This window comes from Tardiphaga sp. 172_B4_N1_3 (genome assembly GCF_052076035.1).
Taxonomy (GTDB): Bacteria; Pseudomonadota; Alphaproteobacteria; order Rhizobiales; family Xanthobacteraceae; genus Tardiphaga; species Tardiphaga robiniae.
On record NZ_CP197238.1, the window covers coordinates 4,993,437 to 5,014,907 of the forward strand.

A 21,471-nucleotide genomic window follows, 5' to 3' on the forward strand; every position below is an offset into this window, starting at 1 on the left:
TTCAATGAAAGGCGCGCTGGAAGATTCGCGCGCTGGAATGATGCATCCAACCTATGAACGCCCCCTTGCCGGGTCAAGGTTGGTCACAGTGAGATGATGGCGGCCAGCTCCGCGTCCAGCGCAGCACCGGAAATCTCCATCATTTCAAGCGTTTCCGTCCAGAGCAGGGCGGCCCGGATCGGCCGATCTGGGTATAACTTGGCGAGCACGCCGCGATACAGCGCCAGCTGCCGGATATAGGCCTTGGGCGCCTCGATCAGCTTGCGCGGCGGGTTGTGGTTGGTCTTGTAGTCGACGATCCGGATCTCGGTTTTGGTCAGGACCAGCCGGTCGATCTGGCCCGAGACGAGCACAGGCGATCCGTCCTTTCGCGTCAGTCGTCCGGCCACCGCCACCTCGGCGCGACTGCCGGGGGCAAACAGTTCCGCGAGGCGCGGATCGCCGATCAGCGACAGCACCTGCGTGGCCAGCGCCACCCGGTCGAGATCGGTCCAGTCATGGGCGTTGCGGGCGAGGAAATTCAGGGCGGTCTCGCGACGCTTCTCGGCGGTGATGTCGGGCAGCGATTGCAACAGGCGATGCACGAGGTTGCCGCGCTGCAAGGCCAGTTGGCGCAGCCGTTCGGATTCGCCCGAGCGCTGTCCGCGGCCGTCGTCATCGTCGTCGGCATCTGATGGGCGCAACAGGCTTTCGCGGTGCGGCTGGTCGCCGACCTTGTCGCGCATCCAGGACGGCAGCACGATGGGCGCACCTGCTGCGACAGGCGCCATCGCGCCAGGCGCCGGTGTCACGTCTTCCACGCGCGTATAGCGTTTCACCACGCCGTCCGGCGGCGGCACGCTCTGCATCTGCAGCCCGGAATTCTCCAGGCCCTTCTGGATCAGGTCGTACCAGGACAGCGGCCGCACCTCGTTGCGGTTGCCGGGCATGCAGCCGCCAACGATCAGGCGATCGGCCGCGCGCGTCATCGCCACATAAAGCAGCCGGCGATATTCGTCCTCGGTATCGCGGATCATGTCGGCGCGCGCCGCCGCGACTGCTGGCGGATCGTCCGCCTTCTTGCCGGCCCAGACCACGACGCCCGGGCTGTTCGGTGCGGCGTTGCCCTGCGGGAGATGGATCAAATTGAGCCGCTGTGAATCCGCCGGTGATGACGTGGTGTCGACCATGAACACGACAGGCGCTTCAAGGCCCTTGGCGCCGTGCACGGTCATCACGCGAACTTCGTTGCGCGTGATCTCCATGTCGCGCTTCACTTCGGTATCGGCTGCCCGCAGCCATGCGACGAAGCCCTGCAGCGAGGCCGGCGCCTTGCGCTCATAGCCCAGCGCGAGTTCGAGAAATTCGTCGAGCGCGTCATTGGCCTCATGGCCGAGCCGACGCAGAATGCGCGCGCGGCCGTGATCACCGCCGAGCAGCCAGGCATAGAACGCAAAAGGCGTCTCGCTGGCAAAGCGCTTCTCGCAAGCGATGAGCCGCTTGAAAGCGCTGCCGAGCTTGGGATCGCTCGCCGCCTTTTCGCCGAGTGCGTCGCGCAGCGATCCGGTGCGCTCATAGGCCAGCTTGAACAGGTCATCGTCATCGAGGCCGAATAGTGGGCTCTTCAATCCGGTCGCCAATGCGAGATCGTCCTGCGGTAGCAGCAGCGCGTCGGCCAGGTTCATCAGGTCGATGATGGCGATATGTTCGGTGAGCTTCAGCCGGTCGGCACCGGCGACGGGAATGCCGGCATGTTTCAGCGCCTGGATGATGGCGTCGAAGGCCTTGCCGCGGCGGCGCACCAGCACCAGCATGTCGCCATAGCGCAGCGCGCGGCGCTTGCCGATAGGCCCGGTCTCCGTCTTCGCCGTGATCAGGTCCTTGATTTCGGTCTGGACACGGCGTGCGAGCTTCACTTCGGGACTTGTTTCGGAGCGCTTGTCGAACGGCGCCTGCCAGCCTTCGATGCTGGGCCGGTCGTCGGGCTGCTCCAGCTCCCAGAGGTCGATCAGGCTGGGACCGGCATCCTCCAGCGTTTCATGAATGGGATAGCCGTTCTCCACGGCGTGGATACTGCGGAAGATCGCTTCCTCGCGAAACACGTGGTCGACCGATCGCAGAATGGCTGAGCCCGACCGGAAAGAATGGCTGAACGCGATGGGATCGAATTTCATCCCGGCGTCCTTGAAGCGGCTTTGGAGCGCCTTGCGCCGCAGATCGAATTCGCGCGGTGCTGCGCCCTGGAACGAGAAGATCGATTGCTTCTCGTCGCCGACGGCGAAGATCGTGCGCTTGAGCCCGTCGCGCGCACCTTCGCCGGAGGTGAATTCCGAGATCAGATGGGTGATGATGTCCCATTGCCGCGGCGAGGTATCCTGCGCCTCGTCGATCAGCACGTGATCGACGCCGCGATCGAGCTTGAAATGCACCCAGCTCGACGACACCCGATCGAGCATCTCCAGCGTGCGCGCGATCAGGTCGTCGTAATCCAAAAGGCCGCGTTCGTTTTTCTCGCGGCGATAATTCTCCGCGACCTGGCTGGCGATCACCAGCAGCGACTGGGTGCGCTCGCGCATGGCGACAGCGCGGCGGCGTTCCAGCAGCGGGATGACACGGTCGCCTTCGCGCTGCAGGGCCGCCAGCAGATCCGGCCGGCTGTCGGCGATCTTCTTGGTCGCAAGCGATTTGCGGAGCGACTGGTCTTTGGTCAGGAACAGTTCGAGATATTTCTCGACCTGTTCGGCGCCCGACAGCGTCAATGCCTCGCGCAGCCGCGCTGCTTGATCGTTGTCGGTCTTGCTACCGGTCTCGAAGATTTCGGCGGCCGGTATCCAGCGCTCGCGCGGCAGATGCGGTCCGTCGATAATCTCCAGTTCGACGCTCTCTTTGGTATCGCCGGGCGTCACGCCCAGCGTGGCTGAGAGTTGCGCCATCGCGGCGTCGGTCGAGCCGGCACGCTCGATCCAGGCCAGGAACTGGTCCCGTGACAGACTCGCCTCGCGCACGACATCGCGGAACGTGACGTCTGCCGCCGAGGTCATGGCGGTCGTCAGCGCGCGGCCCTCGGCACTGTTGGGCGCCGCAGCGGCGTGCAGCAGCACCTGCAGGCTGGCGCGCTCCATCATCTCGTTCTGGTCGCGGTCGTCGAGCACGCTGAACCGCGCCGGCACATTGGCCTCGAACGGAAACTGCTGCAGCAGTCGCGTACACAGCGCGTGGATGGTCTGGACTTTCAGACCACCCGGCGTCTCCAGTGCACTGGCGAACAATTCGCGCGCCCGCGACCGCAATCTGCTGTTCGACGCGGGAACGCCGGCATTTTTGATTTCCGCGTCGAGTGCAGCGTCATCCAGCGTGACCCAGTGACCGAGCCGCGTGAACACGCGCTCTGCCATATTGGCCGCCGCGGCTTTGGTGAAGGTGACGCAGAGAATCTTCTCGGGCGGCACGCCATCGAGCAGCAGTCGGATCACGCGGTTGACCAGCACATAGGTCTTCCCGGAACCGGCATTCGCTGAAACGAACACCGAGGAAGCCGGATCCGATGCGAGCTGCTGCTTTGCACTCGCTGCGGGCGGGATATTGCGCGGGCCGCTCATGACTCGCCTCCCCCGCCGCCACCATTGGCCGACCACTCCTTGATCCGCGCCAGATCGTCATAACTGCCATAGCGGTTCGACCACATGGACAGGCTGAGCGACGTATAGGCGGTGGCTTCGTCCTCGAAGCTGCGGATCAGCGCTTCCAGCTTGGCGCGCGCTTCGATCGCGGCATCGTCGGGCAACTGCGGCTCATCCTTGCGCTCGATTTTCAGTTCGAGCAGCCGCTCTTCGCCGGGCGGGTTGTTGCCGCTGAGCCGGACATAGACCAGCTCGCTGACGGAGGATTCCGCAGCAATGCCGGCAAAGCCGCCTTCGCGCAGGATCGCGGCTTCCAATGTGAGCTGTGGCGACAGGCCCATGCGCACCTGCTTGCCGGTTGGCGGCTGGCCGGTCTTGTAGTCAAGCAGCGCGAAGGTGCGATCGCTGCGATGTTCGATACGGTCGGCGCGGGCCGAGAGATGAAAGACGCGGCCGTGATCGAGCGGGATCTTGATCTCGCCGCGCACTTCCGCGTCGATGCTGGCGACATTGATGCGGCGGTCGATTTCCCAGGCGCCAAACCACGACGCGATGCGCAGGAAGCGCGGCCACCACAATGCGCGCGCCTCAGGCCGCGCCATCAGGGGCGCAAAATGTCGATCGCCGATCCTGCGCAGCTCACGCGCGGGATCGTCAGGCAGCGCCTTGCTGTATTCCATGGTGAAGTCGCCGAGCGACGCATGGATCGCCGATCCCCGGTCGGCCGCAGACAGCGGCATGTCGACGGGATCGAGCGGCGCCAGACCCAGAATATATTTGGCATAGATCGTATAGGGATCGCGCAGCCAGTCCTCGATGGCGGTGACCGACAGCCTGAGCGGACGTGCGGCGCGTGGCGGGCGCGGCTCCGGCTGGGCAATCGGCGTGACGGTCTCGGGTTTATCGAGCTCTTCGGCATAGCGAACATAGTGCTCGCCCGCGGCCAGCGCCGCGTCCCAGCGGGTTTCCCCAGCGACGGCTTCGAGCCGATGCAGGAAACGCGATGCGACCGCCGGCGCGCCGCCGACTTTCGCGGCGTAGCTCAGGATGACGTCTTCGGTACCGAGCAGTTGCACGAAGTCATGCGCGGTGAGGCCGATACGGCGCTCCGGCAGATCGAGGCCGAGCTGATGCCGCATCGGGCGGCTCAGCCAGGGATCGATTCGCGGCGATGGCGGCCAGATGCCTTCGACGAGACCGCCAAGGATCACACGATCCGATTGCGTCAGCCGTGCTTCGAGCTGGCCGTAGATGCGCAAAGTCGCATTGGCGACCTCCGGCCGGCGCACGATGCGGTCGGCGAAGGCGGTGTGAAATACATCGGGATAATCGCGGAGCTGCATCATCAGCCCGCTGGGGCGTAGTCGCTCTTCGTCGCCACTCTCGGTCTCGACGGTCTCCATGACGACGAGATCGTCGAATGCCTTGGTCAGCGCTGTGCCCTCGCGCCCCACAAGCGCGACGTCGTTGCCCCTGTCGTCGCGCGACAACAGTTTGATCGCCTCGCGATGCCGCAGCGCGACCTCGGCGAAATCGATGGGCTTGATGGGGTGGATGCTCTCCAACGGCGCGAGCGCTGCGCGCAATGCCGCGATCAGGTCTTCGGCGCGGTCGAGGCGATCGTCGTTGAGTTTTGCGCGTGGCTCGGCACCGTGCAGCATCGACGCTTCGCGGCGGCGCAGCTTGCCGAGTTCGTCGCGGAAGCGCGCGAAGTCCTGTGCGAGTCCCGCGGTGCCGGGCGTCGGCCGCGTGCCGCGCAATAGTGCCAGTTCGAGCGTCTCGATGTCATCTGTCCATGCGTTCGCCGCGGCGCCGAGACGAAACAGTGGATGTTTCAACAGCGCTAGCAATGTCGCCGGCTCAAGCTGCTTTGCCGTAACTTCGGCAATGAGGCGCGCGAAAATGCCGGCCGATGTTTCTGTCAGCGCGTCGCCGCCGGAATCGTCGTAGATCAGATTCCAGCGCCCGAGTGCGGCCATCACCCGGCGCGCCAGCGCGCGGTCGGGCGTCACCAGGGCTGCGGACTTCATCAGTTCGTGGGCTTCGCGCATGGCAATCGCGATGGCCAGTGCTTCCATTTCCGGATTGGCGGCGGCGATCACAGAGAGCTTCTGCATGCCGGTCGCGATTTTCTGGTCGACGGCGGGCTGCGCCAGTCGTGTATGCCACTGCGCCGTGGCATTGGATGGCCGCATCGCCTCCGAGGCCAGCAATTCGCGGCCCTGCGGTGACGGCGTGCCGAGCGTCGTCACATCGCGGCGCGTGATGCCGAAGCGCTCCAGCAGCGCATGCAGCGCGAATTGCGGATGGTTCGATGCGGACGACTCTGTGCGACCGAACGCATCCTTCGTGCCGCCGATCATATTCCACGCGGTGTCGTCGAGATCAGTATCGAGGCCGGGGAGGACGACAGCACCCTGCGGCAGCTGTGCGACCTCGCGCAGGAACTTCGCGGTGGTCGGCATCGAGCCGGTCGAGCCGGCGGCGATGATGGGGCCGCCTTTGTGGGCCTTCAGGCGCGAAGCTTCAGCATCGATCAGCAGATCGCGGCGCACCGCAGGCTCAATCGCATTGTGTGCGGCGAGGATGTCTGGCCATACGTTCCTGGCGATGCTCAGAAACTGCAGCGTGAGTTGCCAATACTGATCGAGCGCGTCGGGCACCAGCCCGTCCAGCGCGCTCCAGTCGACCTTGCGCGTCGCCATGTCGTCCATCAGCCGCGCCAGATCGTCGGCCAGAGCGAGCGTGGAGGCGGGGCCACCGACCACGAGCGGTGTCTGCGTGGGATCGCCCGGTGCAAGTTGCTTCGCCCATGCGGCAATCAGTTGCGCCAGCAGAAGCCGGCGCTGCAATCCGTCGAGCGCGGGAGGTGCATCGAGCCTTTCGAGCGCCTCAGGCGATGCTGCCTGCGCGAAGGCCAGTTCTTCCTCGTCGACATCGCCGAGCGGAACGATACGCGGCAGCAGCACGGCGTCGGTCCCGAGCACGTCGAGGAATATCTCCTGCGCCATGCGGCCGGCGCGGCGTGTCGGCAGATACAGGGTGACTTCAGCCAGTTTCTCCGGCGCGCCGCGCGCGGAAAATCCCTCGACGAGATCACCGTCGACAAGCGCGGTGATCAGCGTGCGCAGGAACGGCGCAGAGGATGGAATGTTGAAGACGCGCATGAACACCCTGATTCGTGATCAGGGTGCATCATGGCATGGCTGGAAAGGCGACGGGAGTCGCAGGAAACTCAGGCGACGCTGGCGAGGAACGCGTCTTCCGCGGCGCGCACGGCGTCGGGCGTGCCGACATGCATCCAGACGCCTTCCATGCGCAGCCCGAACAGGCGTTCCTGCTCGTTGGCCTTGTCGAACAGTTTGGTCAGCGAAAATTCACCGGATGGCGCATCCTTGAAGAGCGCCGGTGACAGGATCGCGACACCGGCATAGACGAACGGCACGACCTGATTCTCCTTGCGGCGACGCAGCGCACCATCGGTAAGCATCGCGTAGTCACCGCATCCGGCGTAGCCGATGCTGTTGGCGGTCGGCGCCATCAGCAGCAGGATGTCCATACGTGCGGGATCGAAGGCCTCCGCAAGACGCGCGAGATTCGGCTGCACGCCGTCAATCCACATCGTGTCGGCATTGAGATGATAGAACGGCTCGGAGCCGAGCAGCGGCAGTGCCTTCACCACGGCACCGCCAGTGCCGAGCACCTGATCGCGCTCATCGGAAATGGTGATCTTCGGTTTGGTGCGCGTCGCGACATGATCGATGATCTGGTCGGGCAGGTAATGCACATTGACGACGGCTTCGGTCACGCCTGCAGCGGCGAGCTTGTCGAGCACGTGATCCAGCAGCGGCTGTCCTGCGACAGGGACCAGCGGCTTCGGCAGATTATCGGTGAGCGGTCGCATGCGCAGGCCGAGACCGGCGGCGAGAACCATTGCTTTGGTGGGTTTTACGGACATAGCGACATTGGCCTTGGTAGAATGATGGGCCTTGATGGAATCGTTCTTGAATTTTTGAGCTGAAATGATGGTAGCACGGCGGCGTGTCGCATGCATGAACCTATCGAGCCATAATGGGCCGAGATGACGCGGATGCGACAATTACACCCGTCTGTACAGTCACGTTTCTGCCTCCTGCGTCTCGGAACGTTTCGTCTTTTTCTTTTTGTCGTTGGGTTTGAGAAAATTCACACCAATCTGGTCGCCATTGACCCAGCCGAGTTCGCAGCGGCGATAGGCAAGTCCGGTTGATGAGAGCAGAAGGAAGAATTCTTTCAGGTTCAATCCTTCAACAGAACCATCGACGGTGAGTTTGGCGCCGGTCTCGGAAATATCTTCCATGATGCAGGAGCGACGCCAGGTGCCGTCGATGCCCATCATGTGCGCAGGAAAGCCGCGCTCGAAAACGACCCGATCTCCGGCACGCCGCTCCGTCATGGCACGTCCCTTGTCCAGTACGCCAAGCCCCGCACGTGCAGGACTCAAGCGCAGGATAGAGCGCGTGCGACTAATAAGTAGTTAAGGAAGTGTTAGAGCGTGAGTCGATCAGCGGGACCAACGGCTCCGTCATTGCGAGCCGGCAAAATTGCTCTTGCGATTTTGCCGAGCGAAGCAATCCAGAAGGCAACAAGCGAGGGCTGGATTGCTTCGTCGCAAGGGCTCCTCGCAATGACGACGCAGAGGTCGTGATTCGTCTCGGAAGGAGGGGCCTCTAACCGCGGGGCGGTGGTACATGCGCTGCATACCACTGCTGGAACGGCGCCAGCGTCGGATGCGCCAGCGAGCGGTTGAGATAGGTCCAGATCCGCGGCTGGTGCTTGAGATAATGCGGCTTGCCGTCGCGGCGGTTGAGCCGCGCAAATGTACCAAGCAGTCGCGTGTTTCGCTGTGCCGACATGATTGCATAGAGCTCGGCAAAGGCCGCGGCATCGAAAGCGGGATCGGCTGCGCGCCGCGCCTTGATATAGCGCGTCAGCATGGTCAGCTCCAGATGCTCGGGCACGTCGATACGTGCGTCCTGCAGCAGCGAGACGAGATCATAGGCGGCGGGGCCGAGCACCGTGTCCTGGAAATCGATTACGCCGACCTTATTGATGCCCTCGCGATCACCGAGCCAGATGATATTCGGCGAATGGAAGTCGCGCAGTACCCAGGTCTTTGGCGCCGCAGCGGGTTTCGCCAGCAGCTCGCGCCACATCGTGACAAATTCAGTGCGCGCGTCATCTGCGAGCGGCGCGTCGCGGTCCGGCAGATACCATTCCGGCATCAGGCCGATCTCGACCAGCAATGCATTCGTGTCGAAGACGGGAATGGCGTAATCGACATGCGGCGACAGCGGCAGCGTTTCCGGCAGCGACTTGCTGTGCAGCAGGGCCAGCATGTCGGTCGCGACCTGATAGCGCTCGGCGATCGGTGCCGGCGGCTCGCCTTCGGTCACCGGCGCTGTGCCGAAATCCTCGGTAATGAGAAAGCCCGCATCGAGATCGGCGTGATGAATCGCCGGCGCGGAGATCCCCTGTGCGCGTAGTCCGTTCGCAATGGCGACGAACGGTCTGACGTCCTCCGCCAGATGCACCGCCGCGCTGTAGGACTTGCCGTCATAGACCGGCGCACCATCCGGCCGCTTCGGCGCATTCATCAGGATGAAGACGTCATCACCGCGGATCAGCCGCGCATAGGAGCGCGTCGACGCATCGCCGGCCATGCGCTGGCGCGTGGCGTCGAGATAGCGCGCCTCTTCGAGAAATTCACGCAGTGCTTTCAGGCGCAGAACGGTCGATGCGGCCTTGCCGTGACCGGTGATCTCCGCGGCACGCGCCACGGAGCCCAGTGCCGGACGATGGCTGAGCGCAATATCGATACGATCCGGCGGCAGCGTACCATCGGCGCGCTCCGGCCATTCGATCAGCGCGACCACGTCGTCCGGCAACGGCGATAGGCCGATCTCCTCGAGTTCGCTCGCGTCGTTGATACGATAGAGATCGGCATGGATGAGAGGAAACGACGGCAGGTCATAGTTCTGCGCCAGCGTGAAGGTCGGGCTCGGCACTTCGAGTGCAGAATCGCTGGCGAGATAGCGGATCATCGCGCGTGCCGCGGCCGTCTTGCCGGCGCCGAGATCGCCCGAGAGGGTGATGACATCGCCGGGGCCGATCAGCAGAGCGAGGTCGGCCATCAATTGCGCAGTGGCGGTCTCATTTGCGAGCGCCAGCGAAAATGTGCAGGGCTCGTTTATGATGGGTTCGCTCATTCGGCGGCGTTGCGATGCGCGGTCTGGTCGATGGGGAAGTCGCAGCTGACGGTGGTGCCCTTGCCGACCGCGGAATCGACGCGAACCTTGCCGCCATGCAGCTCGACGAAGGAGCGCACCAGCGACAGGCCGAGTCCTGCGCCGCGATGACGCGAGCCATTGGCGTGGCTTTCGAACCAGTCGAACACCTTGTCCTTCACCTCGGGCGGAATACCGGGGCCGCGATCGGTGACGGTGAAGGTGATGGTGTGTTCGGATCGTCGCGCGGTCAGCGTGATTGCAGCATCATGCGGCGAGAAGCCGACGGCATTGGCGAGCAAATTGTACAGCACCTGCACAACGCGGCTTTCGTCGCCGGTAAAGCTGCCGATGGCGGGGTCGACGTCGATCTGCAGTGCGATGCGGTCGCGCACCAGGCGATCCTGAATGCCTTCGGCCGCCGCCGAGATGGTCTTGCGGATATCGATCGGGCCGAGATTCAGCGTCATCGCGCCGGCATCGATGGTGGCGAGATCCAGAATATTATTGATGATCGCCAGCAGCGCGCCTGTCGAGGTGGTGATGTAATCGAGATATTCGGCCTGCTTCGGCATCAACGGGCCGGTCACGGGATCGCTGAGCAGATGCGCGAAGCCGATGATCGTGGTCAGCGGCGAGCGCAGCTCGTAGGAGACGTGATGGACGAAGTCGACCTTCATCTGGTCGGCGGTCTCCAGCGCCTCGTTGCGCTCGCGCAGCGCGCGCTCGACATTCTCGGCGTCCGAGATGTCCTGGAAGGTGAGCATGGTCGCACCGTCGGGCAGCGGCATGGTCATGCAGGCCAGCACGCTGCCGTCCTTGCGCTCGAGCTTGAGCGGAACAGACTTGCGATTGTCAATCCCGGTAATGGCGCTGCGGATCGCCTGCCATGTAGGAGTGTCGTCGAACAATGGCCGGCACCAGGTTTCGACCATTTCGATATGCGGACGCTGTTCCAGCGCTTCGTCCGACAGCTTCCACATCTTGGCGAAAGCTGGATTGAACAGTTGCGCGCGGCCGTTGCTGCCAAACACCGCGACAGCTTCGGCCAGATTGTCGAGCGTTTCGCGCTGCACGCGGATCAGGCCATCGAAGCGCCGTGCCAGTTCGAGGCTCTCGGTGACATCGTCGAACAGATAGGTGACGCCGCCTTCGGGATTCGGCGTGGTGACGATCGAGAGCGCGCGGCCATCCGGCAGATACCAGACATCCTTATGGGCTTCGACGGCACGATAGGCTTCGTGCAGCTTGGCCTTCCAAGCGCGGAAGTCGGGCTGCTCCGGCAGTTTGCGTGCAGCACGGAGACGGTCGAGCACACTGGAGTCGTCGGGATTGCCGTCGAGGAAGGTGCGGTCGAGATCCCACAGCCGGCGATAGGAGTCGTTGTAGAAGGCAAGGCGGCGCTGGCCGTCGAATACGGCGACGCCCGACGACAGCTGGTCGAGTGTCCGGCGATGCGCCTCGGCCATCCGCACCAAAGCGGCTGATAGCGCGGCAGCTTCGCTAGCGTCGATGGCCATGCCGGCGCTGCCGCTGGCGACCTTGGCGGCGTGGACGTCGAAGATGCGGCGTTCGCCGGAAATCACGATCGGCACGCGCGCGGCAAAGGGCTGGTTGTCGTTCAGCGCACGCGCCAGACTGCTGCGGTCGTCGCTGTCCAGCAGTTCCAGATTGCGACCGACCGCATCGCCCGTATCAGTCGCTTCAGTCGCACGCGCATAGGCGGCATTGACGAAGCTCAATCGGCCATCGGCCTGCTTGGCCCAGATCGGCCATGGCGCGGCATTGGCGAAGCCGCGGAGAATCTCGGCTTCCTCAGCCAGTTCCTTGTGACGCAGCGAGACTTCGGCGAGCTCGCGGCGCAAACCGCTCAATTCGCGAATCCGGACAATGGCCTGACCGCCGATGGCGCGACCCATCGCCTCGATGGCGCGGCCGCTCGAGGTCGTCAGATTCAGCACAAAGCCTTCGCCGGCATCGAGCAGTGCGTCGACGGCGTGATCCATCCGCAGCGCGGGTTCCGGCGGCAGCCATGTTCCGAACGCAAGAATGCGCTGCGGCTGATGCTGCTGCGGATCCTGCGACATCATCAATGCGGTGTCGCCGGAGATATCGGGACGGGTTTCGCCCGCAGCCCAGGCGATCAGCACCTGCGGCTCGGTAAACAGCAAGGCGCGAAAGCGGTCGGATTCAACCTGCAGCGTATGCAGTTCGGCGCGCAGCTTCGCTTCGGTCTTGGCCGAGCGAATACGATTGTGCATCAACAGGATGGCGGAAACGACGGAGAAGCCGAGCACCGCTGTGGCGGTCGTCAGCGCGGCGATTTCCTGGCGATCGAGATCGAGCAGATTGGCGAGCGTCTGGGTAATGAAGGGTTCGTCAGCGGCCGACGCCGAGGAGGTGGCCAGAAGTGCAGACGCACTGATGCCGACAAGCCCGTCGCGCACCATAGAAGTGCACGACAGCAAGGTCCGACGCATCGCCGCGATCACGCCTGACATCATTCGCCCCAAACCGCACGTCTTCCCGACCAGCCCCTCACCGATCGCGAATCGTTCGACAATATCCGCTTCGGGAGTCGCCGGGTAAGAGTCCAGACCGTGAACGCAGAGTCCCCGGTTAAAAAATGCAGGCGCTTTTGATTCAAATGCTGCGCGATGTGACGAAATACGCGCTAGCGGCCGGTGGATCCGAAGCCACCGCTGCCGCGTTCGGTCTCGCTGAGCGCCGCGACTACCACAAGTTCCGCATGCGTGACCGGCGCGATCACCATCTGGGCGATTCGCTCACCGCGCTTGATCGTGAAATCCGCGGGGCCGTGATTGATCAGCAGCACGCCAATCTCGCCCCGGTAATCGGCGTCGATGGTGCCTGGTGAGTTCAGCACGGTGATGCCGTGCTTGGCGGCAAGGCCGGAGCGTGGGCGCACCTGCGCCTCATAGCCCGGCGGCAGCGCGATGGTCAGCGCGGTCGGCACCAGCGCATATTTGCCGCGGGCGAGAATCATCGGTTGGTCTTCGGGAACCGCGGCGAGCAGATCGAGGCCGGCAGCATGCGCGGTCTGATAGGCCGGTAGCGCGAGGCCAGCGCCATGCGGGAGCTGCTGGACGTCGACCTGAACGGGGATGGCAGCGCTCATGATTGGTCTTTCGTGGATTGCGTCCATTTATTTGATGTCGCCGCGTCGGCGATTCGCGCGACCAGGGTCGTCGCGACCTGTTCCTTGCTCATCGGCGCCCACGAATCAACGGCGATATCCGCGCTGTCCGTGCTGCGCGTCAGCAGATGCACGGTATTGTTGTCGCCACCCATGATGCCGGTGGCGGGCGATACGTCATTGGCGACGATCCAGTCGCAGCCCTTGCGTGCGATCTTGGCTTTGGCGTTGTCGATCAGGTGCTCGGTCTCGGCGGCAAATCCGATCACCAGGGGAGGACGATGCTCGGGGAGTTTCGAGATCGTCGCGAGAATATCGGGATTTTCGGTGAGCTGCAGCGGTGCTATCGCAGCGCCGGCGGTCTTCTTGAGCTTCTGGGCGCCCTCGTTGACGACGCGCCAGTCGGCCACGGCCGCCGCGAAGATCGCGATGTCGACCGGCAGCGCGGCCTGAACTGCAGCGAGCATGTCGCGCGCGGCTTCGACTTGCGTCATCGTCACGCCCGGCACCTCGTCGAGATCGACCGGGCCCGAGACGAGAATGACCTCGGCGCCCGCGTCCCGTGCCGCCGCGGCGATCGCATAGCCCTGCTTGCCGGACGAGCGATTGGCGATGTAGCGCACCGGATCGATCGGCTCATGCGTCGGGCCCGCAGTGATCAGCACGCGCTTGCCCGCCAGCGGTTGCGCGCGCGGCGGCCGCAGGAAGGTGTGAGCCGCAATCGCAATCTCGGTCGGCTCGGCCATGCGACCGACACCGGCTTCATTGCGTTCGGCCATCTCGCCGGCATTCGGCCCGATCATCCTCACGCCGTCACGCTGCAATTGCGCGACATTGCGGCGCGTCGCGGCGTTATTCCACATCAGCGGATTCATCGCCGGCGCGATCAGGATCGGTTTGTCGGCGGCCAGGAGAATCGCAGAGGCCAGATCATCGGCAAGGCCATTGGCCATCTTCGCCATCAAGTCCGCCGTCGCAGGTGCCACAACAATGAGATCGCATTCACGCGCAAGGCGAATATGCCCGGCATCGAATTCGCTCTGCGGATCGAACAGGTCGGTATAGGCGCGCTCGTTGGACAGCGCGCTAGCGGCCAGCGGCGTGACGAATTGCTGCGCGGCGCGGGTCAGTACCACGCGGACGTGGATGCCGCGCTCCTTCAGCCGGCGGATCAGATCGAGCGCTTTATAGGCCGCGATTCCGCCGCCGATGATCAGCGTGACGCGAAGCTGATCGCCGATGTATTTCAATGGCTTGGATGGGTTTTCCGGGTTTGGCGCGTCTTGCGGAAATCTTGCGTCAGCCTTGAGGCCGTCTTGCGACGCCTCACGCAAAATGACTCGCACCTCGTCCTCGACCGACCGTCCGTTGCGGGCAGCACGCAGTCGCAATTCGTCGCGAATGGCGTCGTCGAGCTTGCGGATCGTCAGGCTGGCCATGAGGCGTCTCGCGCTATTTTGACAGCAACGCTAGCACAAAGTGCCAGCATTGCAATCATTCTAGCGGATCGACAGCAGCAGCCCGAGGAACGATAGCGCGATCACCCAGACGCCCACGGTGCGCCAGCGGAGCTGTTTGGCCCGCGCCCGCGCGATGGCGGCGATGGTTGCGTCGTCGAGCCTGACGCCGTCGCGGGTCATGGTCTCCAACTGTTCCAGCACCGTCAGCGCCCGTGTTGCCAGGGCCGGCAGACTGCCGGCGACCTTGCCGAGTTCGCCGGCGCCGGCGAGCGCGCCCTGAATCTTGCCCAATGGGCCGAGATTGCGCTCGATCCATTCGCGGACAACGGGATCGGCGACCTTCCAGATGTCGAGCTTGGGATCGAAGCTTCGTGCGACACCTTCGACCACGACCATGGTCTTCTGCAGCAAAATCAATTCCGGCCGCGTGCGCATGTCGAACAGGCCGGTGACCTCAAGCAGCAGCGTCAGCAGCTTGGCCATCGAGATTTCTTCGGCCGTGCGATTGTGAATCGGCTCGCCGATGGCACGGATCGCCTGCGCAAAATTTTCGACCGAATGGTGGCCGGGCACATAGCCAGCCTCGAAGTGGACTTCGGCGACGCGGCGATAGTTGCGGGTGATGAAGCCCAGCAGAATCTCCGCGAGGAAGCGGCGCTCCTTCAGACCGAGCCGGCCCATGATGCCGAAGTCGACGGCGACGAGGCGGCCGTCAGGATCGAGGAACAGATTGCCCGGATGCATATCGGCATGGAAGAAGCCGTCACGCAGCGCATGGCGCAGGAAGCTCTGGATCACCTTGCGGCCAAGGTCCGGCAGATCGACGTTGGATTCTTCCAGGCCCTTGTGATCGTTCAGTGCGATGCCGTCGATCCACTCCATCGTCAGCACATTGTGCGAGGTGCGATCCCAGTCCACTTCCGGCACGCGGAAATCCGAATCGTTGCGGGTGTTCTCCGCCATCTCGGAGAGTGCTGCGGCTTCGAGCCGAAGATCCATCTCCATCGCCACCGAGCGCGACATGGTGGTGATGATCTCGATCAAGCGCAGGCGCCGCGCTTCGGAAAAATGCTCTTCGGCCTTGTGGGCGACGTAAGCGAAATCGCCGAGGTCGCGGCGGAATTGCGCGGCGACATTCGGGCGCAGCACTTTCACGGCGTAGACCTTGCGGACACCATCCTTGTCGATCTCGGCGCGATGCACCTGTGCGATCGAGGCCGCGGCGACCGGCGGACTGAAGCTCGCATAGAGCTGCGCCACAGGGCGTTCCAGCGAAGCGGCGACGACGCCTTCGGCTTCGGTCAGGGAGAACGGCGGAAGCCGGTCCTGCAGGCTTTCGAGATCGCGCGCCATGGCGACGCCGACCACGTCGGGCCGTGTCGCGAGAAACTGGCCGAGCTTGAGATAGGCAGGTCCCAGCCGGGTCAGCGCGCGCGACAGCCGCGCGCCCGATTTCGCGCCGGGCCGCTCAATGAGCCGCGCCATGCGTAGCGCGAGCTGTCCCGGCGGCGGCACCAGCGAGGGATCGACGACGCCGAACACGCCTTCGCGCGCAAACACGAAGCCGGCGCGGGCCAGCCGCGCCATATGATTGAGTGCCGAGATCACAAACGCCAGCCCGAATGCAGCGCGACGATGCCGCCCGAGAGGAGTTCGTATTTCACGCGGGAGAAGCCGGCCTCGCGGATCATGTCGGCGAAAATTGGCGGCTTCGGAAACTTGCGGATCGATTCGACGAGATACTGATACGACTCAGAGTCGCCGGTGACCGCCTTGCCGAGCGGCGGGATGACCTTGAACGAGAACAGGTCATAGATCTTGTCGAGACCGGGGACGTCGACGGTCGAGAATTCGAGACAGAGAAAACGGCTGCCCGGCTTCAGCACGCGATAGGCTTCAGCGAGCGCGCGGTCGATGCGCGGCACGTTGCGGATGCCGAAGGCGATCGTATAAGCGTCATAGCTCTTGTCGGCGAATGGCAACTCTTCTGCGTTGCCCTCGACGAAGGAGACCTGATGTTCGAGATGGTGGGTAATGGCGCGCTCACGGCCGACATCGAGCATACCGGTGTTGATGTCGCAGACCGTCGCCGAGAAGCCGAGGCCCGACGCCTTGGCAGCGCGGAAGGAAATGTCGCCGGTGCCGCCGGCAACGTCCAGCAGGGCGAAAGGCGCGTCCGAGCGCGGCGGGTTGAGCGTGTTGATCATCACGTCCTTCCAGACGCGATGCATGCCGCCGGACATCAGATCGTTCATCAGGTCGTAGCGCCGTGCCACGCTGTGGAACACATCGTTCACCAGCGTCTGCTTGTCGCCCACGGGGACGTCCCTGAAGCCGAAATGGGTGGTTTCGCCCGGCTGATCCATCGTTTTCATCTCAAAAGCCTCATCGCGGCGGACCATAGCGCGCCTGCGGCAATGGGGCTATCACGTCAGCCTCTCAAGGTGAATGACGTGAATCATGCCTGAATTACCCGAAGTCGAGACCGTCCGCCGTGGCCTGCAGCCGGCCATGGAGGGGTCCAGGATCACCCGTCTGGAATTGCGTCGGAAAGACCTGCGGTTTCCGTTTCAGCCGGATTTTTCGGCGCGATTGCAGGGCCGGGTGATCACCAGCCTCGGCCGCCGCGCCAAATATCTGCTGGCGGACCTCGATTCCGGCGATGTGCTGCTGATGCATCTGGGCATGTCCGGTTCGTTCCGGGTGGTGTCCGATGCGCCCGATGAAGAAAATGTGATGCCAGGTGCCTTCCATCATCCGCGCAGCGACGAGCGGGCGCACGATCACGTCGTCTTCCATATGTCGTCGGGCCCGTCAGTGATCTACAACGATCCCCGCCGTTTCGGCTTCATGAAGATCTTTGCGCGCAGCGAGATCGAGAACGAGCCGTTCCTGAAGGACATCGGCCCCGAGCCGCTGGGCAATGCCTTCGATGCGGCGATGCTGGCCGGCGCCACCGCAGGCAAGAAGACCAGCCTCAAGGCCGCGCTGCTCGATCAGCGCGTCGTCGCAGGCCTCGGCAACATCTATGTCTGCGAGGCGCTGTTTCGCTCGCATCTGTCGCCGCGGCGGCTGGCGGCGACGCTGGCGACCAAAAAAGGCGAGCCGACCGATCATTCGAAACGACTGGTCTCGGCGATCCATGAGGTGCTGAACCAGGCCATCAAGGCCGGCGGCTCGTCGCTGCGCGATCACCGGCAGACCGATGGCGAGCTCGGTTACTTCCAGCACTCGTTTCAGGTCTATGATCGCGAAGGCGAGCCGTGCCAGACCGATGGGTGTTCGGGGATCGTGAAACGTTTCGTGCAGAACGGGCGGTCGACCTTCTGGTGTCCAAAGTGTCAGAGGTGACACCGCGTCGGGCGGCCTTGCCGGCACGTCGTTGTTGAGTATCGATCCTCACATGTCTTTCAATGCGGCGGCTGCAGCTTCTGCAACTCCCTTACGCGATGTCATCAAGGGTTGAATGTGTTGCCCGAAGTCTTCGACGCCCTGGACGAAATCGTCGAAGGTGAGCAATACGCCCTCGGTCCCCGGCACGGTGGCGACGTCGTCGAGCATGCGGGCGACATTTGCGAAAGAGCCGACGAAGGTCCCCATATTGATATTGACCGCTGATGTAGGGTCCGCCATCTGGCGGATGTTGGTGTCCTTGCCTGACTTGGTGTCGACGGCACCCTGTACGCCCAGCCAGGCGACCGCTTCGTGATCCACGCCGGCTTTGTAGTGCTCCCACTTTGCGAACGCGGCTTCATCGGTCTCCGCCGCGATCACCATGAACAGCACATAGGTCGTTACGTGCCGGCCGCTCTCCCGCGTGGCCTCGATCAGCCGTTCGGCGGCGGGCGCGAAATCGGTCGGGGTGTTGACGCCCTTGCCGAAGCAGAAATTGTAGTCGGCGTATTTTGCGGAGAAGGCCATTCCGGCGCCGCTCTGGCCGGCGCAAATGATCTTCATATCGGCTTGCGGCCGCGGGCTGACGCGGCAGTCTTCCATCTGGAAGAATTCGCCTTTGCGATCCGAGGCGCCGGTCTGCCAAAGCTCGCGGAGGATCTCGACATATTCCGAAAGATATTCGTAACGGCGTGCGAAATATTCATCGCCCGGCCAAAGCCCCATCTGCGAATATTCGGGACGTTGCCACCCGGTGATGAGATTGAGGCCGAAGCGGCCATGTGAAATCGAATCGATGGTCACAGCCATGCGTGCGGCAATCGCGGGAGGCATCACGAGCGTCGCTGCCGTGGCGAACAGTTTTATTCGCTTGGTCACTGCGGCCAACCCGGCCATCAAGGTGAAGGATTCCAGATTGTGATCCCAGAATTCGGTTTTCCCGCCGAAGCCACGCAATTTGATCATCGAGAGCACAAAATCGAGTCCGTAATGTTCGGCCTTTAGCGTCACCTCCTTGTTGAGGTCGAAAGTCGGCATGTATTGCGGGGCATTTTCGGAGAGCAACCAGCCATTGTTCCCGATTGGAATGAATACGCCGACCTTCATCTCGCTCTCCTCTGTAACAGGGTGACGCCTCGGGACGTCGCGAACTGTTCTGCTTGCGATAAACCAAGCAACAACCGTGCCGATGCGTGCGCATCGCGCCGATCCCACCGTGAAGGCAACGTGGTTGCGCGCCCGGCATTTCCGGCCATGATCTGCCGCCAACACCGTATTGAGGACTCCCTATGACCGACGCATCGTCTCCCTCCATCCGCTTCAATGACGGCGCGTCCTATGAGCGGATGATGGGCGTCTGGAGCCGCAGCGCCGGCGAGGTCTTTCTGGACTGGGTGGCGCCAAAGCCGGGTCTTGCCTGGGTCGATGTCGGCTGCGGCAACGGCGCCTTCACGCAGCTGATCGCCGAGCGTCATGCGCCGTCGGTGATCGACGGCATCGATCCCTCGGAGCCGCAGCTTGCCTATGCGCGGACACGGCCGGGCGCCGCGATGGCGGCGTTTCATCTTGGTGACGCGATGGCGCTGCCGTTTTCCGACAAATCCTTCGATGTCGCCGTGATGGCGCTGGTGATCTTCTTCGTGCCGGAGCCGTCGAAGGGCGTTGCGGAGATGGTGCGTGTCGTGTCACCCGGCGGCACGGTCGCCGCCTATGCCTGGGATATGGATGGCGGCGGCTTTCCGCTGCAGCCGATCCTGGGTGAATTGCTGAAGATGGGCCAGATGCCGTCGCTTCCGCCGAGCGTGGACGCATCGCGCCTCGACGTGATGCAGTCGCTGTGGACCTCCGCCGGCCTGGTGGACGTCGAAACCCGCGTGATCGATGTCACCCGTGCCTTCACCGATTTCGACGACTTCTGGTCGGCCTCGTCCGCAGGGCCATCGGTGAAGGCAGCTCTGACGGTGATGACGCCGGAGGAGATTGCGCAGCTCAAATCGCGCGTCCGGACGGGACTTTCGGAGGATGCAACCGGTCGTATCACCTGCAGTGCCCGCGCCAATGCCATCAAGGGGCGGGTGCCCGGCTGAGGCAGAGCATCCTCCGCCGCTCGATAGCGCCAATCGCCGGGATCTGCCGGTAATATTTCCTCAACTTGAAGGGGTATATAAGTAACGCAATAACCAAGGCGGGCGCAAATGCTGGCGTGGTTGGGTTTTCTATGGTGGTGGAAATGTACCGTAGAGGATGAACCTGTGTCCGTCGAAAAATTCCTCAAGCAGCGCGCCGTCAACGTCGTTGTCAGCGGGCAATATACGCTGTCGAACTGGCTGGATTCCGCAGGCAATCCGCGCAGCTTTGCCTGCCGGACCAGCCGCGTCTCGCCGTTCCGGATGATTGTCGATGTGCCGGTGGTCGGTCGGATCGGCGATCGCATCACGCCCTATTTCGGCGACTTCGGTCAGCTCGAAGGCCGCATCAGCGACACCATCTCCGGCAGCTTCCTGCTCGAACTCAACATGACGCCGCCGATGCGGCAGAAGCTGTCAGACAAGTTGACCTGGCTGGAGAAATTCCAGAAGGATCCCACGGTGCGCGAAGAGCGTAAGCAGGCCCGCCTCATTCCCGCGAGCCCGCATTCCATGCTGACCTTCGCTGACGGCAGCATGAAAAGCTGCTTTGTCATCGACATGTCGGTGTCCGGCGCTGCAGTCTCTGCCGATGTGCAGCCGGAGGTCGGAACGCCGCTCGCCGTCGGCGCCTGCGTCGGCCGCGTGGTGCGCCATCTCCAGGGCGGATTCGCAGTGAAATTCGTCGAGCAGCAGAACCGCGAACAACTCGAACGCCGGATCATCCGCGCGCCCGCAGCGCCGCCGCCGCGCGCGACGCCGTTCGCGGCGCAGATGGATTCAATGTACGAGGAAGTGGACTAGAGCATCGGACAGGCGGTTGCCTATGACAGCCAGTTCTCGACTTTCAGACCGCTCACCCGTTTGAATTCTTTCGCATTCGCAGTCACCAGCGTGGCATCGACGGCGCAAGCGTGAGCCGCGATCAGCAGGTCATTCGGGCCGATGGGGACGCCCTTCTTTTCAAGGTCGTGGCGAATGCGGGCGTATTCGGTGTCGGCCGGACTTTCCAGCGGCAGGATATCGAGCTCATTCAGCACCTGCTCTACGAGCTGCGTGAGCCGCGGTGAATTACGTTTGGCGCATCCGAACCGCAATTCGGCGGACGTAATGATGCTGACGCAAAATCCCTCGGCGCCGAGTTTACGAATTCTCTTGGCTACACGACCCGCCGGATTTCGGATCAGATCCGAGACGACTTTTGTATCAAGCATGTAGCGTGGTGTGCTCACAGCTTGATGTCCCGTAGCGGGCGCAGGCCTGCATCGACGTCCGGAAATTCTTCTGTGAATGGCTCCATCGTATCGAGCAATGCCAGCAGGCCGCGCTTGCGTACGGGTTCGATCACCAGCCTGTCGCCGTCGCGGTGCATGACAGCTTCGTCGCCCGGTAACTCGAATTCAACGGGAATGCGGACCGCCTGATTGCGACCGTTACGAAACAGCCTGACGTGACGGGAGTCGGTCATCG

The 21,471-nt window shown here is 63.3% G+C and carries 16 protein-coding genes; 3 read left to right on the forward strand and 13 right to left on the reverse strand.

Annotated features, from left to right (window positions below):
* Window positions 1-83: 83 nt before the first annotated feature.
* From addA to ubiE, 10 genes are all read right to left on the reverse strand, one after another.
* A complete protein-coding gene (addA, locus tag AB7783_RS23700; RefSeq protein WP_441278939.1) occupies window positions 84-3,578 on the reverse strand; it encodes a double-strand break repair helicase AddA in 3,495 nt (1,164 codons plus the stop codon).
* A complete protein-coding gene (addB, locus tag AB7783_RS23705) occupies window positions 3,575-6,766 on the reverse strand; it encodes a double-strand break repair protein AddB (protein WP_441278940.1) in 3,192 nt (1,063 codons plus the stop codon). Before addB ends, addA begins: the two co-directional genes overlap by 4 nt.
* Before the next feature lie 68 nt (window positions 6,767-6,834).
* Window positions 6,835-7,557, reverse strand: a complete 723-nt coding sequence (locus AB7783_RS23710; protein ID WP_089266886.1) for a nucleotidyltransferase family protein — start codon at window positions 7,555-7,557, stop codon at window positions 6,835-6,837.
* A 159-nt stretch (window positions 7,558-7,716) separates the two neighbouring features.
* On the reverse strand, window positions 7,717-8,034 hold the full coding sequence (locus AB7783_RS23715) for a PilZ domain-containing protein (protein WP_068734110.1): 318 nt from the start codon (window positions 8,032-8,034) through the stop codon (window positions 7,717-7,719).
* 274 nt (window positions 8,035-8,308) lie between these two features.
* Window positions 8,309-9,832, reverse strand: a complete 1,524-nt coding sequence (tsaE, locus tag AB7783_RS23720; RefSeq protein WP_441279755.1) for a tRNA (adenosine(37)-N6)-threonylcarbamoyltransferase complex ATPase subunit type 1 TsaE — start codon at window positions 9,830-9,832, stop codon at window positions 8,309-8,311.
* Window positions 9,833-9,843: 11 nt separating this feature from the next.
* A complete protein-coding gene (locus AB7783_RS23725; RefSeq protein ID WP_439078881.1) occupies window positions 9,844-12,366 on the reverse strand; it encodes an ATP-binding protein in 2,523 nt (840 codons plus the stop codon).
* Window positions 12,367-12,539: 173 nt separating this feature from the next.
* Window positions 12,540-13,004 (reverse strand): dUTP diphosphatase, encoded by a 465-nt coding sequence (gene dut, locus AB7783_RS23730; RefSeq protein ID WP_120287740.1) that lies wholly within the window; start codon window positions 13,002-13,004, stop codon window positions 12,540-12,542.
* Window positions 13,001-14,461, reverse strand: a complete 1,461-nt coding sequence (gene coaBC, locus AB7783_RS23735) for a bifunctional phosphopantothenoylcysteine decarboxylase/phosphopantothenate--cysteine ligase CoaBC (protein ID WP_441278941.1) — start codon at window positions 14,459-14,461, stop codon at window positions 13,001-13,003. Before coaBC ends, dut begins: the two co-directional genes overlap by 4 nt.
* Window positions 14,462-14,521: 60 nt before the next feature.
* Window positions 14,522-16,090, reverse strand: coding sequence for a 2-polyprenylphenol 6-hydroxylase (gene ubiB / locus AB7783_RS23740; protein WP_093757889.1), 1,569 nt, complete (start codon window positions 16,088-16,090; stop codon window positions 14,522-14,524).
* Window positions 16,087-16,848: a bifunctional demethylmenaquinone methyltransferase/2-methoxy-6-polyprenyl-1,4-benzoquinol methylase UbiE gene (gene ubiE / locus AB7783_RS23745; protein WP_441279756.1), complete on the reverse strand. Its 762-nt coding sequence runs from the start codon at window positions 16,846-16,848 to the stop codon at window positions 16,087-16,089. The genes ubiB and ubiE overlap by 4 nt, the downstream gene beginning before the upstream one ends.
* A 94-nt stretch (window positions 16,849-16,942) precedes the next feature.
* Here ubiE and mutM point away from each other — a divergent pair, with 94 nt between their 5' ends.
* A complete protein-coding gene (gene mutM / locus AB7783_RS23750; protein WP_441278942.1) occupies window positions 16,943-17,833 on the forward strand; it encodes a bifunctional DNA-formamidopyrimidine glycosylase/DNA-(apurinic or apyrimidinic site) lyase in 891 nt (296 codons plus the stop codon).
* Between the two features lie 48 nt (window positions 17,834-17,881).
* On the opposite strand, the gene rutA is transcribed toward mutM, so the two are convergent.
* On the reverse strand, window positions 17,882-18,982 hold the full coding sequence (gene rutA, locus AB7783_RS23755) for a pyrimidine utilization protein A (RefSeq protein ID WP_441278943.1): 1,101 nt from the start codon (window positions 18,980-18,982) through the stop codon (window positions 17,882-17,884).
* Between the two features lie 182 nt (window positions 18,983-19,164).
* Here rutA and AB7783_RS23760 point away from each other — a divergent pair, with 182 nt between their 5' ends.
* Together AB7783_RS23760 and AB7783_RS23765 are read left to right on the forward strand one after the other, a co-directional pair.
* The gene (locus AB7783_RS23760; RefSeq protein ID WP_089266425.1) at window positions 19,165-19,962 is read left to right on the forward strand and encodes a class I SAM-dependent methyltransferase; all 798 of its coding nucleotides are present in this window, start codon (window positions 19,165-19,167) and stop codon (window positions 19,960-19,962) included.
* 165 nt (window positions 19,963-20,127) lie between these two features.
* Window positions 20,128-20,805, forward strand: a complete 678-nt coding sequence (locus AB7783_RS23765) for a PilZ domain-containing protein (protein WP_309941303.1) — start codon at window positions 20,128-20,130, stop codon at window positions 20,803-20,805.
* A gap of 20 nt (window positions 20,806-20,825) precedes the next feature.
* Here AB7783_RS23765 and AB7783_RS23770 read toward each other — a convergent pair whose 3' ends face one another.
* Together AB7783_RS23770 and AB7783_RS23775 are read right to left on the reverse strand one after the other, a co-directional pair.
* Window positions 20,826-21,215: a type II toxin-antitoxin system VapC family toxin gene (locus AB7783_RS23770; protein ID WP_441278944.1), complete on the reverse strand. Its 390-nt coding sequence runs from the start codon at window positions 21,213-21,215 to the stop codon at window positions 20,826-20,828.
* 14 nt (window positions 21,216-21,229) lie between these two features.
* Window positions 21,230-21,469: an antitoxin gene (locus tag AB7783_RS23775; protein ID WP_175369421.1), complete on the reverse strand. Its 240-nt coding sequence runs from the start codon at window positions 21,467-21,469 to the stop codon at window positions 21,230-21,232.
* Window positions 21,470-21,471: the final 2 nt, after the last annotated feature.